At 40.7% G+C, this 17,834-nt stretch carries 12 protein-coding genes; 5 read left to right on the forward strand and 7 right to left on the reverse strand.

Translation table 11 applies throughout. The features are described from left to right. Positions 1-554 precede the first annotated feature (554 nt). The 3 genes from CWB72_RS20045 to pyrC all read right to left on the reverse strand — a co-directional run bounded on the left by CWB72_RS20045 (position 555) and on the right by pyrC (position 3,885). A complete protein-coding gene (locus tag CWB72_RS20045; protein ID WP_138635152.1) occupies positions 555-2,294 on the reverse strand; it encodes a DEAD/DEAH box helicase in 1,740 nt (579 codons plus the stop codon). A 56-nt stretch (positions 2,295-2,350) separates the two neighbouring features. Then, positions 2,351-2,659 (reverse strand): H-NS histone family protein, encoded by a 309-nt coding sequence (locus CWB72_RS20050; RefSeq protein WP_130255726.1) that lies wholly within the window; start codon positions 2,657-2,659, stop codon positions 2,351-2,353. A gap of 185 nt (positions 2,660-2,844) precedes the next feature. Next, the gene (gene pyrC, locus CWB72_RS20055) at positions 2,845-3,885 is read right to left on the reverse strand and encodes a dihydroorotase (protein WP_138635155.1); all 1,041 of its coding nucleotides are present in this window, start codon (positions 3,883-3,885) and stop codon (positions 2,845-2,847) included. 189 nt (positions 3,886-4,074) lie between these two features. Between pyrC and CWB72_RS20060 the strand changes: the two genes are divergently transcribed. The 4 genes from CWB72_RS20060 (at position 4,075) to CWB72_RS20075 (ending at position 9,158) form a co-directional block, all read left to right on the forward strand. After that, positions 4,075-6,453: a bifunctional diguanylate cyclase/phosphodiesterase gene (locus CWB72_RS20060; protein ID WP_130255724.1), complete on the forward strand. Its 2,379-nt coding sequence runs from the start codon at positions 4,075-4,077 to the stop codon at positions 6,451-6,453. Positions 6,454-6,903: 450 nt separating this feature from the next. Then, on the forward strand, positions 6,904-7,791 hold the full coding sequence (locus CWB72_RS20065) for a LysR substrate-binding domain-containing protein (RefSeq protein ID WP_058029305.1): 888 nt from the start codon (positions 6,904-6,906) through the stop codon (positions 7,789-7,791). 69 nt (positions 7,792-7,860) lie between these two features. Beyond that, complete coding sequence (locus CWB72_RS20070; protein WP_138635158.1) at positions 7,861-8,625, forward strand: YdcF family protein; 765 nt, start codon at positions 7,861-7,863, stop codon at positions 8,623-8,625. A gap of 170 nt (positions 8,626-8,795) precedes the next feature. Then, positions 8,796-9,158, forward strand: a complete 363-nt coding sequence (locus CWB72_RS20075) for a hypothetical protein (RefSeq protein ID WP_058029303.1) — start codon at positions 8,796-8,798, stop codon at positions 9,156-9,158. Between the two features lie 124 nt (positions 9,159-9,282). Here the strand turns inward: CWB72_RS20075 and CWB72_RS20080 are convergent, their stop codons facing one another. Beyond that, a complete protein-coding gene (locus tag CWB72_RS20080) occupies positions 9,283-12,456 on the reverse strand; it encodes an amidohydrolase family protein (RefSeq protein WP_138635161.1) in 3,174 nt (1,057 codons plus the stop codon). A gap of 93 nt (positions 12,457-12,549) precedes the next feature. Then, entirely contained in the window at positions 12,550-13,380 is an 831-nt protein-coding gene (locus tag CWB72_RS20085; RefSeq protein WP_138635165.1) for a M90 family metallopeptidase, read from the reverse strand. 111 nt (positions 13,381-13,491) lie between these two features. On the opposite strand from CWB72_RS20085, the gene CWB72_RS20090 reads away from it, so the two are divergent. Next, entirely contained in the window at positions 13,492-15,819 is a 2,328-nt protein-coding gene (locus CWB72_RS20090; RefSeq protein WP_138635168.1) for a helicase-related protein, read from the forward strand. Positions 15,820-15,867: 48 nt separating this feature from the next. Here CWB72_RS20090 and CWB72_RS20095 read toward each other — a convergent pair whose 3' ends face one another. Both CWB72_RS20095 and CWB72_RS20100 read right to left on the reverse strand, forming a co-directional pair. Further along, entirely contained in the window at positions 15,868-16,122 is a 255-nt protein-coding gene (locus tag CWB72_RS20095) for a hypothetical protein (protein WP_138635171.1), read from the reverse strand. A 150-nt stretch (positions 16,123-16,272) separates the two neighbouring features. Beyond that, on the reverse strand, positions 16,273-17,834 hold a 1,562-nt coding region (locus CWB72_RS20100; RefSeq protein WP_138635173.1), incomplete at its 5' end, for a TonB-dependent receptor.

Below are 17,834 nucleotides of genomic sequence, written 5' to 3' on the forward strand. Positions count from 1 at the left end.
GATCAAACTCTTCAATTAAAAGTTTTTTGTTTGAAGTAAACTTCAAACCATGCTCAATGAATTCTGATTTTGATTCTTTCGAATCGAATTGACTATGAAGTCACTCAGTTACATTTGAGACTCTAATTTTTTTGCTCCTGAATCAAGAGCTGTTAGAACTCAACCTGTACGAGTGCCCACACAGATGATTGCTTCATATTTTTAAAGAACATTCCGGTTACCCGGGTGTAACTCGATGAGTTACTGCAGCCTTGCTGCGAAGTGAGGCGCCATAATAACGACTTCACTTTTTATGTCAACACTTAATTTTAATCTTTTTCTTTAGAGAAAGTTTAAAGCTAAGTTTTATTTGACTCGACATCGTTTTGAATTGCTTTTCAGCGTCTCGCCCCGTGTCAGTGGGTGCGCATTATAGGGAGAATTTAAAAGTGCGCAACCCCTTTTTTAAAGAAAAATGCAAGAAACTAACTATTCGCGTATATTTTGAACGAAACACCTATTTTCATATATATTGAGGCTATAAAACATACAAATATGGCGTTCTGCTTGAGGGTTTATGACTTATCCGCGACTCTATAACTGCCTTCATAATCGAATAACTTTTCTTTTACTTGCCACCCGTACTTCTTATGTTGGTTTGCAATCACAAAGTCAGGTGCTTTTAGTTGGTAAGCATATTGTTGAACTACCGAAGCCTGCTTAAAATTAATTGAGGTAGGTACACCTGACACACGTTTTGCATATTGCTTGTTAAAGATGTATACACTTTTACTGTTATTAAAATCGTATACTTCACTACAAGATGCGCCATCTTCATCGAAGTAAGTTACTTTTATCTTTTCATCAGCCAAAGTTGTAATAGACAAACCACTACAACGTAAAACCATGGCATTTTTTAGATTCAATGCCGCTCTCAGTTTATCGTCAGGATCTGCCATAATGGCATGGCATTGATGACATTGCCTTGCGGCTATGTCATTTTCAGCGCCACATTCATCACATTCTTTAAATTTAAAGCGGTAGTCACATTGTTGCTCTTCTTCGCCATTATCTAGTAACCCCTGACAACGGCGGCCAAAATGTTCTATGACTTTGCCTTGCTCATCTGTTTTGCCCCAGAATATATTGGCAAAGCCACAACCAGGACAAAGCACTTGAACTGGTTCATTATCTGAACAAGGTTTTTTAGCCCCCACTTCAGGTTGGAATAAATCAAACTGATTACCTGCAAAGTCCATAACGAGACACTCTTTTTTGTCATCTGCAAGCCGTAAACCTCGTCCAATTATTTGTTGATACAAACTGACGGATTCGGTTGGTCTTAATATAGCGATAAAATCAACATGGGGGGCATCGAAACCAGTCGTAAGAACGGATACATTTATAAGGTACTTTATTTGTTTGTTTTTGAAGTTCAAAATAATGGCATCACGCTCTGCCTGATGGGTATCACCAATTACCAGTGCAGCTTCACTTTGCGGCAAGTACGAAAAAATTTCTTTCGCATGCATAACCGTAGCAGCGAAGATCATTACACCTTTTCTTGAAGTGCTTTGCTCTATCACATGGTCGATGATATTTTTCGTCGCTCGGGTTTGGCTATCTAACAAACTATTCATTTCTGTTTCAGAAAACCTGCCAAAATTATCTATTGTCAGACTCGCGAAATCATAATGTTTTATTGCCGGATCAACTTGTTTAGGCGGCGTAAGGTATTTATTGCTTATCATATATCTTAGCGGTAGCTCGAAAATACACTTCTTAAATGGAGAATCACAATTACCTCTAGCAAAGCCATGATAATGATGTTGATAGATCCAACCCATGCCTAAACGATATGGTGTCGCCGTTAAACCTAGCACCTTTAAACTCGCGTTATGTTCTTTCAAAGCTGAAATGACTTTGCCGTACTGACTTTTATCATCCCCATTTACGCGGTGGCATTCATCTATAATGACCAAGGAGTATTCTTCATTTAACTGGTCGATATTTCTGGAAAGCGATTGAACACTGGCAAAGGTGACTTGATGAATAAGTGACTTTTGTTTTAAACCTGCAGAGAAAATACTCGCTTGTAGCCCAAAGCTTTTATATTTTTCACTGTTTTGCTCTACCAACTCTTTTACATGAGCTAAAACAAGAATTTTTTTTCGGGCAAGTCTAGCCAACTCTGCAATCACAAGACTTTTGCCTGCACCTGTTGGTAAGACGATTACTGCTGGGTCGTTAGTTTTCTTAAAATGAGAAATGGTATTTTGAACAGCTTCTTGCTGATAAGGTCTGAGCGTGTAAATAACTAACCTCTAAAACAAATGAGCAGGCTATAAGCCTGCTCACCTAAAGACTAAACTTAAATTACTGCGTATTGTTGAAGGTCAACATCAACAAATACTTTAGGACGTTTTCCACGACCACTCCATTCAAATATCTCACCGTCTTTCTCCATGCGATATTTAATGGCTACTTTACTGCGTTTGTCAGTCGGAGCACTTTCAAGCAAATCCTCAACAGTCAGTCCTTTATCTTTAATTAAAGCTAATACTTCTGCTTTTGCAGCTTCCTGCGCTTTTTGTGAGGCAATTGCGTCGTTTATTAATCCAAGTGCTTTTTCTAACTCACTAACACTTGCAGACTTAATAAATGATTTTATTTCTTTCATTGCCTTCTCTCAAATATTTAATTTCTATTTAGCTTAGTTGTGTATTTTAAATCAATTACACATTCATACTAATAGTATAAATATTTTAAAAACTTGCAAATATTATATTTGTTACGAAATATAATTGCACAAAAAAACGCGCTTAATGCGCGTTTTAGAAATTACAAAAAATAGTTAAGTTATATTTAAACTACTTTCCAGTCGATTTCTGCACCCGCTTTAATAGGCACAACATCTGCATCTCCTAGTGGGTAACTGTCAGGCACCTGCCAAGGTGACTTCTCTAGCGTGATGGTATCGCTGTTTCTAGGCAAACCATAAAAATCAGCACCAAAGTGGCTAGCAAAGCCTTCTAGCTTATCTAATGCATCTACTTCTTCAAATGCTTCAGCATATAACTCAATTGCTGCGTGAGCAGTATAAGCACCAGCACAACCGCATGCTGCTTCTTTCTTATCTTTGGCATGAGGCGCAGAATCAGTACCTAAGAAAAACTTAGGATTACCGCTTGTAGCAGCTTTTATTAATGCCTGTTGATGCGTATTGCGCTTAAGGATTGGTAAGCAGTAGTAATGAGGGCGAATACCACCAGCTAACATATGATTACGGTTATAAAGTAAGTGGTGGGCAGTAATGGTTGCAGCAACATTATCAGAAGCAGCCTCAACAAACTCGACCGCATCTTTTGTTGTGATATGCTCTAGTACAATTTTAAGTCCAGGGAAAGCATCAACAACTTTAGATAGTTTTGTTTCTAAAAACACTCTTTCTCTGTCGAAGATATCGATTGAAGAATCTGTTACTTCACCATGTACTAATAGCAACATGCCTACTTCTTGCATAGCTTCTAATGCAGGAAATACATTTTCAATATCAGTAACGCCTGAGTCTGAATTGGTCGTTGCACCTGCAGGGTAAAGTTTTGCAGCGAAAATTTTACCTGTCGCTTTTGCTTTTCGGATTTCTTCAGGAGTTGTTTTATCTGTTAGATATAAAACCATAAGAGGCTCAAAATTGCCTTGCGGCTTTGCAGCCATAATACGATCACGATAAGATAATGCTGTGTCTGTACACGTCGCAGGTGGTACGAGGTTTGGCATGATAATGGCGCGCCCCATATAACGGCTAACATCTCGAACCGTATCTTTTAGCTGCACACCATCACGTAAATGAATATGCCAATCATCAGGTCTGGTAATTGTTAAAGTAGTTGCTTTACTTGTCATTGCTTATTTCCGCTCCTCAGTTTGCTCGATCATAGGCACTTAGCCTTATCTAGTAAAGTTTTTAGGATGAAATACTCCCAACTTCTATACACTCATTTACAATCAAATTCGTTTATAACCCTATTTTATTATGTCGTTTTAACGACAAGTAGGTTAACGTATAGCCATGGACCAGAATGAATATTGTGCATGCTTTCGAATAACAACAAATTAGAATCAAAAACCGAACAGCTCAGCATTATAAATCAATTTTCATCTTCGCTTTTACAGATCACCCAGCTAGATGAACTTTTTGATTATGTAACTTCTCAAGTAGTAAGTCGCTTAGGCTTTGTAGACTGTGTTATTTATCTTGCAGATGAACAGGCTGAATTCTTAGAAGAAGTAGCATCTATGGGTGTCGCGCACCAGAGTATCGATTACCAAGTTGCCCAGACTCGTATTCCAATTGGTCAAGGTATTACAGGCCATGTGGCCCGAACGCAAGTCCCTTTTGTGTCTGGAGATGTTAGAAATGAATCAATGTATATTGCCGATTCTCGCCCTGCCCTTTCAGAAATCTGTGTTCCTTTAGTTTATGAAAATACCCTACTCGGGGTCATTGATTGTGAACACCCTGAATTAAATTACTTTACCGATGCGCATTTACAAATACTGTCTACCGTTGCGCATTTATTAAGTGCAAAAATATATCAGGTTCGTACACTTGATAATTTAACTTCGACAGTCAAACAATTAAATCAAGCACAACAACTTGAACAATGTTTATTAAAAATTGCCAACATCGCATATAAATCAGCCGATCTAAATGCATTTTATGATGATTTATATCAAATCATTAATACCCAATTACCCGCGGAAAACTTTTTTATTGCGCTTTATAATCGCAAGACAGATGTCTTAGAAATAAAATATCTTATTGAAAGTGAATTAAAGTGTTTAGCAACGCCAAAAATTTCAAAAGACCAATTAAAAGATTCTGCGTCGTATTATTTGCTGAAAAGTAATAAAGCGCTGCTGTGCGATCAAGCCCAATTTAAACAGCATATTGAAGACGGACATTTTAAAATGCTTGGCCGCTCTCCACTTTCTTGGTTAGGTGTGCCTTTTACCGTTAATGAACAGTATCAGGGCGTCATTGTGTTGCAAAGTTATCAAAAACATAAGAGCTTTGAAGCGCATGATCTTGAGATCCTTACTTATATAAGCCGCCAAGTAAGTATGGCTATAGATCGTCAAATTTCTCGCCAAGCCCTTGAACATAGAGCATTACATGATGAACTAACTGGTTTGGCAAATCGTTATTTATTATTTGAACGTGTCAAACATGCCATATTGGCTTTAGGACGCGCCAAGCAAAAAAACCTCCACTGCTTACTTTATTTAGATCTAGATAGGTTTAAAAGCATTAACGATTCATTGGGTCATGATGTGGGTGACCACTTTCTCATTGCAATAGTTAATATGGTAAAAAGCTGTATTCGTAAAACCGATACCTTTGCAAGACTCGGCGGCGATGAATTTGCTATTTTCATGGAAAATGTTCAAGACAAACACCAAGTAAAACTGGCGCTTGAACGCATCACTAATGCTATCGCAAAACCTTTGCACATTGATGGTCATGTATTGCAAGCATCAAGTAGCATTGGGGTAGCATTTACAGAAAGTGCTCAAGACAATGCAATCTCATTACTGCAACAGGCTGACGCTGCCATGTATGAAGCTAAGTCTCGTGGTAGAGGCCAAGTCTGTTACTTCAATAACGCCATGCGCCGTAAGCTAAAGCGTCAAGCCGATATTGAAAATGACTTACAACATGGCATCCAAAACAATGAGTTTGAGTTGTTTTTTCAGCCTATTTTTGCCTTGCAAGACCCTCATATTGTTAGCTTTGAAGCATTGGTAAGATGGCATCATCCTAAAGCCGGCTTTGTGCCGCCTAATGACTTTATTCCTATTGCTGAGCAAACAGGCCAGATCATTGACCTAGACCTTCATTTACTAGAGCTTGCTGGCGCACAGTTACAAAAATGGCGTCGCACTGGTATGCCGACAATTCGAGTTACCGTCAATGTCTCGTCTCGTCACTTTGCCAGTCTTGAATTTGTAGATTTTATGAAAGAGATCTACACCAAGTACCAGTTACCCAATGGGACATTGTGTTTAGAAATAACCGAATCAGGTTTAATTGAAAACCTCAGCCTTGCAACGCGAATTATTGAAGGATTAGAGCCACTCGGTGTAAAACTTTATTTAGATGATTTTGGTACGGGCTATTCTGCGCTAGGTTATCTTCACCAGTTGCCAATTCATGTATTGAAAATAGATAAGAGCTTTGTGGATCAATTAACTCAAAAAGAGAACCCCTTGGTAGACGCTATTTTATCTCTAGCCCACTCTTTAAAGTTAACTGTGGTTGCTGAGGGTATTGAGAACCCAAAACAATGGGCGCTACTAAAACGTAAAGGTTGCCAATTTGGTCAAGGCTATATTGTGTCAAAGCCACTGCCCGCCGATAAAGCCATGGAGCTACTAGTCAAACATACAGAAATGGTGCTACCCATCTAAATTAGACTAAAAAAGATACTTCTGAATTTATCGATTCCCTTCCATTTATTCTTTTTTGACAAGCTATATATTCACTCAATGCTTTACATAGCTTGTAAACACTCTTAACACTCTCATTTACTAGAACCCATAGCTAAATATTCGCGCTTCCTTATACTGCTAAAGAAGAAATAAGTAGATGTTTAGATGGCTAAAAACCCAAACATGAGATAGGATGAAAACAATTGATGGTTTTTCAGTTTTAACTTGAACAAAATTAATCAAATAAAATTGTAAAAAATATGATCAAAACATGACAACGCTGTCAAAAATAGTGTTATAGTGATTTTGCTAATTAAACACAGCTTTATGCTGTTTTTATAAACTAGCAAACACGGAAATCTAAGTTATGCAGTTCAGGAATAGGTGAACTCTGAATTTTGCTCACTCTAAGAATGAGATTTATTGAAGATGATAGATATTAAACATTTAAAAACCATATCAACACTTAAAGAAACCGGCTCGCTTGTCAACACAGCCCGTGAACTGTTTTTAACTCAATCAGCTTTATCTCATCAAATTAAAGACTTAGAGAATAAATTAGACTGTCAGCTGTTCGAAAGAAAAACACAACCAGTGCGTTTTACCCCACAGGGTATGCTACTACTAGAATTGGCCAACGAAGTGTTACCAAGAGTTGAAGCTACAAAGTGTCGGTTAAAAGAAAGCCTCAATCAGCCAATTTCTCAATTGCGTTTAAGTGTAGAGTGTCACGCATGTTTTCATTGGCTACTGCCGACAATCAAAGAATTTAACAATTTCTGGCCTGACATCCATGTAGATTATGAGCGCGGGTTTAGCTACGACGCCATTCCTGAGCTACTCAATGATGATTTAGATTTAGTATTAACTTCTGACATTCGTGAAGCAGACAAGCTTGAATACGCACACCTTTTTGATTTTAAGTTGAAGCTGATTGTATCGCCCGATCACGAACTGGCTAAAAAAGCCTACGTCACGGCCCTCGATTTAAAAGACGAAACCATTATTTCGTACCCTATTCCAAAAGAACGCCAAGATATTTTTAAGCATTTTATTCAAAATGCACGCTTTGACGGTACATTAAAAACGGTGGATCAAGGATTACTTATTTTCCAGTTAGTCAGTGCCGGTATGGGTGTTGCTGCTCTACCTGATTGGTTAGTGACACCTTATGAAAGCCAAGGGTTAATTAAGTCTATTCCGCTGGGCGCACTGGGCTTAAACCGCCCGATGTACTTAGCTATGAAGAAAAATATGAAAGATAACCCTGTATATCGTCACTTCTTAAATACGTGTAAGCAAAGTAACGGACGATAACCACTGAAATCATCTGGTTGTCTAAGTGATTCTATTTTAAACTAGCCCAAATTCTCTTTGGGCTTTTTTATGTTTGAAATCAAAAAGATCATCGGCGGCCTCTTGATGCCCTTGCCTCTCACCTTAATTATCTTGTCACTGTGTTTATTATTTATCGCAAAGCAAAATACAAAGTCATATTTGTTAGCTTGGTTATGTGTTATTGCCACTTGGTTTATAAGCACACCTTACGGCGCAAACTTATTGATTACGCCTATCGAAAAGACACAAGCACCTTTTGATATTAAAAAGCACAAAAAGCTCGACTATATTGTTGTACTTGGCTGTGATGTCTATGCCAACAGCCATCTGCCAGCAAATGGCCAACTTGGTGGCTGCGCGTTATCACGTTTAGTTGAAGGGCTTCGTCTGGCAAATGCATACCCGCAGGCTAAACTGATTGTCTCCGGGTATGGCTTTGGTAAAACCACAGGCGCTGATTTAATGGCAGAGACTGCTAAAAGTTTAGGTATTGCCAAGCACCGAGTGTCGACCAACCCAACAGCCAAAGACACCGCCGATGAAGCAAAACTACTTGCACCAAAATTAGTCGATAGACAAGTTGCACTCGTCACCTCAGCAAGTCACATGGCCAGAGCCAGTGATTTATTTTATGTGCAGGGGGTTGATGTGATCAAAGCACCGGTGCAATTTTACACTTATACAAATACCCCGACGCATAAGCTTTTTATTCCAGATTCGGGAGTATTAAGAGCGGTTACGAGCCACTGGCATGAAGCCATAGGTAAAGCCTGGATAGCGTTAAGACGATTCATTAACCCTGAAGCTTTATGAATCAGTGCTTAAAAATACGTTAAAATGCTTACTTTTACAGCGCTTTATCGCAATTTAGAAGGCTAAAAGTAGAGAAATGGCGCAAAAAATTGAAAATTAGCCCAATTTTCGGTATAAATGCGCCTTTAAATTAAACCCGCGTATCCGCGTATTAACGACTAGGATCTACGATGAGTAAACTTGATAAAACTGAAGTATTAAGCGCTTTTGAAGCTGCATATGAAGCTGCCCATGGTAAAAAGCCAGAGATCACAACTAAACCTGGCTGGTACAGCATTGACGGTGGCAAAAACATGCGCCTAGCAGATGTTGCTGCACTAACAGAAGAGCTTACTTCTGGTTCTGCGGCTCCTAGCCAAGAAGCGGCTCCTGCTAAAAAAGAAGCAAAAAAACCAGCAGCGCCTGCGAAAACTAAAAAAGCAGCATTTACTGTTGTTAAAGCTAACGAAGAAGGCTACACACCAGAAGAATTCTGGATCATCCGTCTTGCTGAAAAAGAGCATGACTGTCGCCTTCCACGTGGTGTGGTTTAATCCCCACTCACAGTTAGACATAAAAAAACCGCGTTTATCGCGGTTTTTTTATGTCTGGATTTTAATATTGAAAGATTAAAATCCAGCAGGAGTGAGACCTAAGCCTCACTCACCAGTCAAAAAATTACTCTTCGAAGAATAACTTCTCGCGTTTTTTAGCACCGACTTCTTGCATTGTAGACGCATCAAATAAACGACCATTGATCATGGTATGATTGATCTTGTCCGTATCTCTGATGTTATCTAATGGGTTTTTATCTAACACAATTAAGTCAGCTAATTTGCCCGCCTCAATTGAACCAATGTGTTCATCAAGACCAATATGCTTAGCCGGATCAATCGTGGCCGCACGCAATGCTTCATGTGGCGTCATGCCACCTTGTGCAAACATCCAGATTTCCCAGTGTGCCGCTAGGCCTTCACGCTGACCATGTGCACCTAGGTTCACAAGTGCACCTAAATCTTGTAATTCAGCAGACACTCGCGCGTTGTTGAAGTGATTATAGTGGTGATCTGGTGATTTAATACGACGCATTGAACGTGGTAGTAATTGGTTCTTAGGCACAAACTTACTTAATCTTGGGTGTGCCCACACATCGGTTTTATCGTACCAATAATTTTCACCCCAAATACCGCCATAAGCCACACCTAGCGTTGGTGTATAACCTACATCAGTCTGCGACCATAACTGCTTAATGTCATCATAGATATGCGTGACAGGTAAAGAGTGCTCAATGCCAGTATGACCATCAACGACCATAGTGAGGTTGTGTTGTAACAATGACCCCCCCTCAGGCACTACCATCATGCCTAACTGACGGCCCGCTTCAACCACTTGCTGACGCTGTTCACGACGCGGTTGGTTATAAGACTTCACACTAAAGGCACCGACTTTTTGTAAACGCTCTAAGTGGAACTTAGCATCGTCTAATGAATCTACGTGTGATGTATAACCCGGCATATTCGCACCGTACAAAATTGTGCCGGTTGAGAAAATACGTGGGCCAACAATTTTGCCTGCTTTTTGCATTTCGCTGGCTGCAAAGATCTCTGTAGTATCGTTAGATGGATCGTGAATGGTTGTTACACCTAGAGATAAGCCCGCAAAGTTCTTCCAGTTTTGCTCTGGAATGATCTCGTTGCTGCCTTGCGCACCGTGGGCGTGAACATCCACCAGCCCAGGTAAAATAGTTTTACCTGTTACATCAATCACTTTTGCGCCTTTTGGAATGCGCACATCAGCTTGTGAACCCACGGCTTTGATGTGCTTGCCATCAGTCAGCACCACACCATTTTCGATAACTTGCTCACCTTTCATGGTAACAATGATTGCGCCAGTTAACGCTATCATGCCTTTTGGCTCGGCCATTTTCTGCTTAAAACCAATGTTTGTGCCACTGGCCACTTTAAAGTCAGCATCTTCAGCTTTATTGATATCAAACATGCCAGCAAGTGACGCGTGATAAAGCTCAGGTCCTAGACTCCAATATAGTTTATCGCCTTTAGCACTCCATGAAATGCCCTCCCCCGCTCTGACAGATAACTGCTCAACAGGGAATTGTTTATCGCTTGGAGAGATATTGATGGTTTTGCCACTTTCAACAAATGGCGTCACAAATACTTTAAAGCGTTCAGCAAATGCGAGGTATTTACCATCCGGAGATACACGGTATTCAGTCGCATGTTTTGATTCGTATAAAACCTGTGTTTTCTTCGTCTCTAGGTTTACTGCGCGCAATTGCGGTTTAGGCCACCCCGCCATTACAAAGATACGGTCGTTTCTGTCAGCAAACTGAGGTTGGAACCCAGACTCTGTGATGAACTCAGGCTCACCGCCTTTACTTGAAACTGTGTAAATACCCGACTTTAACGACCACTCAGGCGTTAAAATTGAACTGCCTGAAGTTTTACGGTACACCACAGTATCGCCATCAGGGCTAAATGTTGGCTCTACATATTTACCCGGCTGTTTAGTAACGGCTTTACCACGGCCTGAGCGCGTAGATACAACACGAACCGAGCCCTGCTCTTTGTCATCCCAAGTGACATAAACAATCTTTTTACCATCACGAGAAAATTGCGGGAAGAATTCAAAATGATCCTTTTGTTTAGTCAAACGCTTAATTTTGCCCGACTCTAGATCTCTTTTATAAATATGACCCATGGCTTCAAAAATAGCCGTTTCACCGTCAGGAGATACTTGTACGTTACGAAGCATTTTCACATCGAATTCTGGCTCATCGATGTCTTGAGCAAAACGTAATGCCTTTTGCAGCTTTTTGGTGGTTTCTACTTTGAAGGCAATCTCTTCAACTGACTTGTCTTTCACTGCCAGTTTATGAATTTTTCCACCCGCCCAGAATACCAAATGTTTTTGATCAGGCGTCCAAGCAATGGTTGGATACACACCGTGAATGGCCCAAGTCTCTTGCATATCACGCTCAAGTTCACCATAAAGCTTATTATGCTCACCTGACTCTAAATCATATAAATAGAGGCTTGATTGAAAATCGTCACGTTTAATATATGCCAGTGTTTTACCATCTGGTGACGGGGTTGGACGAATGGCACCGCCCATGCCCGATAAGATCACCTCAATCTCACCTGTTTCTCTGTCTAAGCGCTTAATTTTATAAATGCCCGCTACCGAGTCTTTTGAATAATGAAAGGTTTTGCCCGGTGTGGCATCTTGTGAGAAATACACATAACGACCATCTGGCGAGAACGCAGGCTCACCTAGATCTTTCTGCTCATTTGGACGCTTCGTTAGCTGAACACCATTGCCACCGCTTTTGTGGTACATCCAAACTTCACCCGCACCTAAAGAGCGAGTACCCGTAAAGTGCTTACGAGCCACAATAAAGTTACCATCTGGACTCCATGCAGGACTGTTCAATAAGCGGAAGGTTTCTTTGGTAACGGCGGTTTGCTCTGATCCGTCAGTCTTCATTACCCAAATATTGTCACCACCGCCTTGGTCTGAAGTAAAAGCAATATACTGACCATCAGGGCTAAAACGTGGTTGCATTTGCCAACCAATGTCTGAAGTTAACTGTGTGGCTTTACCGCCTTTCATCGGCATAGTGTAAATGTCGCCAAGCAAATCAAATACAATGGTTTTACCATCTGGACTGACATCGACATTCATCCAAGTACCTTGCTCTACCGATACCTTCGCATCAAAGAACTCACCTTGCGGCGCATCTACTTGCCATTTTTCTGATTTTTCTGCGGCCTGTGAACTGCCGAGTGCCAATGACACAGAAAGTGCGAGCGCACTATAAAACTGTTTTTTCATCTTGTTGTCTCTCAGTTGTCATCACGAATGATTACAACTGATTGCAACAAAATTCCGAATGAGATACCAGAAAAAAGCCATCAGTTGCAGATTTTATCGACGGTACCAGTTACGGGGATCAAACTGGTAATAATCCGTCAGTAACGTGAATAACTCCGGGTCGTATTGCTTCAGCTCAAACGGTTTTTCTATGAATGTCTCGGTCAGCACCGCAAAGAACTCAGCCTCATTGGTTGCCCCATAACTATGCATAACATGATGCATGCCGTAAGCCACATGACTTTTAAGGTTTGAATAGGCACGAGTAAATACTTTCCCCCATTGTTGGTACATGGCCTGCGAGTGCAACTGGGGTGTGCCATTGGTTTGCCCTGTTTGCTGATCGAGCTGATGGGCAAATTCATGAAATACCAGATTATGGCCATCTTCAGGTAACCTATGCCCTTCAATTACGTTATCCCAACTTAAAACCAAAGTGCCACCGGGCCAAGATTCCCCTTGTCTAACTGAGGTGTGGTAATTAACCAGCCCTGCCGCATCGCGACTTTGCTGTGGCGCATAATAGCTACTGGGATATAACAGTACTTCTTTGACATTTGGGTATAAAGGCCACTGGCTGTTTAGCACCAATAAACAAGCATCGGCGGCAATCAGTAAGGCCATGGCACGATTCACTTTTAAACCATCCCGACCTAATACACGCTTTTCACCTAAAAACCAAACAATATGGCTTTCAAGCTTTTCGCGATCTTTATCGGTCATATTAAGATAGATAGGCATATATTTAAGTAAAATTTGCTTATCTTGCTCTGACAGGTTTTGCTCAGCATATTTATGCTGCCAATATTGCCTCATCACATAGTGCCATCGCCAATAAATCACTACAAAAACCACAAGTGCCAACATCAAGAAAATATTTATCATATGAATACTCTTTACTCTATTAATGACTTAGTTGGTATGAATTGCAGCGATTTCAATATAGCTTTGATAAAATCCAAGAAACTTAAAAATTATAAGATAGAACACTCAGCCATGACTTTACCTATAGCTCAGATAGAAGCTGATTTTCACGCTCATATTGACTCATCTCCGCTTGTGATCAGCGCCAGTACTGGTTCGGGTAAATCAACTTGTTTACCCGTTTGGGCAAAAAAAATTGGTCGAGTGTTAGTAGTACAACCAAGACGTATTGCCTGTACATCACTTGCGGAATATTTGGCAGAGCAAAGCCAGCAACCGCTCGGAAAAGAAATTGGCTACGCCATTCGTTTTGAAAGCCATTTTGATGAAAACACCCAAGTGGTATTTGCCACACCTGGTGTTGCACTCCGGTGGTTTTTTGAATCTAAATTAAAAGAGTTTGATGTGGTCATGCTCGATGAATTTCACGAGCGTCGCTGGGATATGGATTTGCTGCTTGCTCTAATTAAAAGTCACCAAGCCCATAAACTGATTGTCACCTCTGCCACACTAGATACACAGCCCTTATGTGATTATTTACACGCAACACACCTGCACAGCGAGGGAAAAATGTTCCCCGTCGAAGAAACCTTTATTACAGATGATATGAGGGCGATGCCAAGCAAACATGACTTAGTCCCAAGGGTATATCAAGCTTGCACTCAAGCATTGAATGAAACCCAAGGCGATATTTTGGTGTTTTTACCAGGTAAAGGCGAAATTCAAAGTGCCGCAAGTGGGCTCAAGGATTTAGATGCCATTGTCATTGGTTTGTATAGTGGTTGTCATAAATCTCAGCAAGATTTAGCGCTTAAAAAACAATCAAAACAGCGTATTATCTTAGCAACCAATGTTGCTGAAACCTCATTGACCATACCCAATATTACTTGTGTAATTGATTCAGGCCTTGAACGTCGCACCCATCTTCGCGGCGGTAAAACGGTACTGGCACTAGAAGCCATAGCTACGGACTCTGCAAAACAGCGACTTGGCCGCGCAGGTAGGACACAAGCAGGAAGCTGCATACGGTTATACGGTCAATATGCACCACTAATAAAAACCACGCCGCCAGAAATTCACAGGGAAGCCTTGTCTGAACTGGTATTGGCGAGTGCTTGTGCAGGATACAACATACATACATTGCAATTTTTAGAGCCATTGCCAAGTAGCTCCTTAAATACCGCCATTACACAATTACAAAAAGTCGCAGCCCTTGATAATGATTTGAACGCCACAGAGCTGGGCAAAGTGTTATATCCGCTACCCATTGATGCAGAATATGCATACTTAATTACGCAGATGCCAAGCGGAGCACTAAAACAAGCTATGATCGATGTCATTGCAGTTTTAAGTGTGCCAGCACGGGTTTATCAGCTACCGAATAATTCAGAACAACTTGAAGAATTAAACAAGGCCCTACCCAATCATTGCGATCTAGAATTGGCAATTAATCTACTTAGAGGTAAAGCCCCCCATGTAAATGTAGAACAAAACGCATTTGAAGAGGCCAAGCAATTTAGCGAACAACTACGAGAGGCCTTTTCATTACCCGAGCTCAGTAAAGCCGCGAATTTTGATAGAAATTTACTCTTACAACATATTGCCCAAGCCCGACCTGATTTACTTTACATAAAGAGAAATAATCGACGTGGCGCCTTTGGTAATGGCCACAGTGAAGTGATCCCTGCCAAAGAATCTCGCATTAACGACAAGGCGCAAGCAATGATAGTGCTAGACACTTATGCCATGGCCGGTAAAGGCACTAAACAAGCCATGACTTTGGCAACCTGCGCCGCACCAGTACCACTTAGCCTTATTAGTGAATTTGCGCAGTGCGAAACCACACTCAACAAAGCAGAGATCATTGACGATGACATCATGGTCAATATCAGCCAAATTTTTGCCGGGGTAGAGCTTTCGTCAAAACTTGAACCTGTTACCTCAGAAACACTTATTCCCGCCTGTGTAAAGCTGATCCTCAATAATCAATTAATGCCTGGCGTTGCTGGCCAAGTGACTGAGGCAATTGATTTTCATACCCTTTATAACCAATCAGAAAATATCACAGAGGCACTGCCAACAGCCGAGCTATATTTGCTAGAAACGTTGACTGATTTAGGCATTCGTGAACAAGATGACTTGGCTTTGATCGAACCTGAAGACTTATTTTATCAAGGTGTGGAATCTTGGTTAATCGAGCCATTTAAAGAAAAATATCCGCTTAAAGTCGATTTACCTGAGTTAAAACTATTTGTTGAGTATTTCTTTAAAGCAAAGCGTTTAACCCTGCATTATGAAAGCGGCGCGCGCAAAGATTCACCTAAAAGATGGGAGTTGCCAGCTTGGCAGGGGTTTAAAATTCAGTATAAAAAGGCGAGTAAAGTGGTTGATGTAAAATAAATGACTTTGATTAATATAAACAACCAAAGTCATTAAGAAATAAAGAGGTTATTTTGTAGTTTTAGAACCACCCATTTGATTTCTTCTAATTTCTTCTTGTGCTTGCTCTCTTTCTAGCCTAGCTTGCGCTTGTGACACACAGCGACGCTTCTTCATATGAGAGCCAGTTTTAGCAACTACTTCACAAACTAGCTCTGATTTTTGCTGTGCAACTTCAGTCCCTTGAGAGTTAGATGTTGAATTACAGCCCGATAATGCTGAAGCAGTCAAAAGTGTAGCTGCCATCATCAAATATTTTTTCATTGATTTCATCCTATTTATCAGTTCACGAATTATAGTAACAAAAATAAATTATTTTATTATCTTTTTTTGTAAAACTATGTATCAAGATTTTTACCAAAATAAAAAAGCCCGAACACATCGAGCTTTTGCATATTAAAGACTATGCATGGTTTAGAACTTAGACGAGAAGCTCATGAACCAACGACGGCCTACTGTATCGTACGTGTACTGATCCGTATTTGAATCGCCATAATCAGTGAAGTATGGAGGCGTTTCATCTGTTAAGTTACGAATACCTGCAGATACACTGAAGTTATCACTTACATAATAAGAAACTGATAAATTATGTGTAATATAAGCTTCCGCAGAAGAGTCAGCAGAATCTAGCTCAGCTTCAGTAACACCATTTTTAAGTACTTCCAGTGCTTCTTCACTGACACCACTTGCAATACCTTGGGCTAAATCTTGCTTAGCATCAAAGATTGAAGCTGTTTCTGACTCTGAGATATAGCGCGCAACCCAAGTTACTGACCAATCGTCGGCACGTAAAGAGGTAGAAAGTGTATGCTTCCACTCAGGAATGGTACGTGTCGTAGCGCGACCCACATTCTCATCAATCGGCTCACCTTCAAAATCTTGAGACAACCAACTCATATTGTGTGTACCTTCCCAATCAACTTTTAAAGTCATGTTAGAAAGTTCTGTGGTGTAGTTAAAGTTAAAATCAATACCTTCAACTTCCCAAACCGATAGGTTGTCGTCTGTAGCGACAATGCCAGACACAGTGCCAATCGGGTTACGACTCATTGATTTACACCACATAGATGAACCACCAATACCACCGTCGTCAGCTTGATAGCATTTATCTATGATAGTTTGCACAGGTACATTCGTAATTACGTCTTCCATTTCAATTTTGAAATAGTCAAGCGTCATGCTGAACCCATCGATAAACTCAGGCTCATAAATGAAACCATAAGTTATGGTATCAGCAGTTTCTGGCTGTAGCTCTGGGTTACCACCGAGTAGAGCCCTATCAACCTGACCATTTGGCTGCTCAAAGCCTGCCGCTACATCACGTGAACAGTTTTTATACGTGTTAGAGTTTGCATCACCATTGTCCCAGTTTTGACATGGATCATTGTAAGGAGGGTAACCGGTTGACTGACCGCCAAATAGGTCACTAATACTAGGTGCACGGAATGCTGTAGAAACAGTACCACGAAGCGTTAGACCGTCAATAGGGGCATATTTAAAGCCAAGCTTCCACGTCTCATCTTGACCAAACGTACTGTAGTCAAATGCACGAAGCGCAGCAGTAATTTCTAAATCCTCAATGACTGGCAAGTAAAGTTCTGCGTAAATTTCATCTACCTTAAATGAACCTTTCGTTGGGTTTGATGCGTTACCAGAACCTACTCCTGATACGGTAAGTGCATCTGGACTTGAACCACCTTCTTCTTCACGGTGCTCATAACCTGCTGCAAAACCAGCGTAACCACCAGGTAGTTCGAATAGCTCACCTGAAATACTTAGTGCTGTTAGGCTCATTTGGTTATAACCAACCGCTTGGTCAGTGTAGTTGATGTATTCTGCATCTTCTGCAGACAGAGAATCAGCACCCATATAGTTGATACAAGGCGCAGTTACATCATTACCTTCAACCGTATAACTGCCTGGAGTACCATTAACTGTCACACCCTCACAATTATCGTTCATTGAACGGTAAACGC

The organism is Pseudoalteromonas phenolica (genome assembly GCF_005886345.1).
Classification (GTDB): domain Bacteria; phylum Pseudomonadota; class Gammaproteobacteria; order Enterobacterales; family Alteromonadaceae; genus Pseudoalteromonas; species Pseudoalteromonas phenolica_A.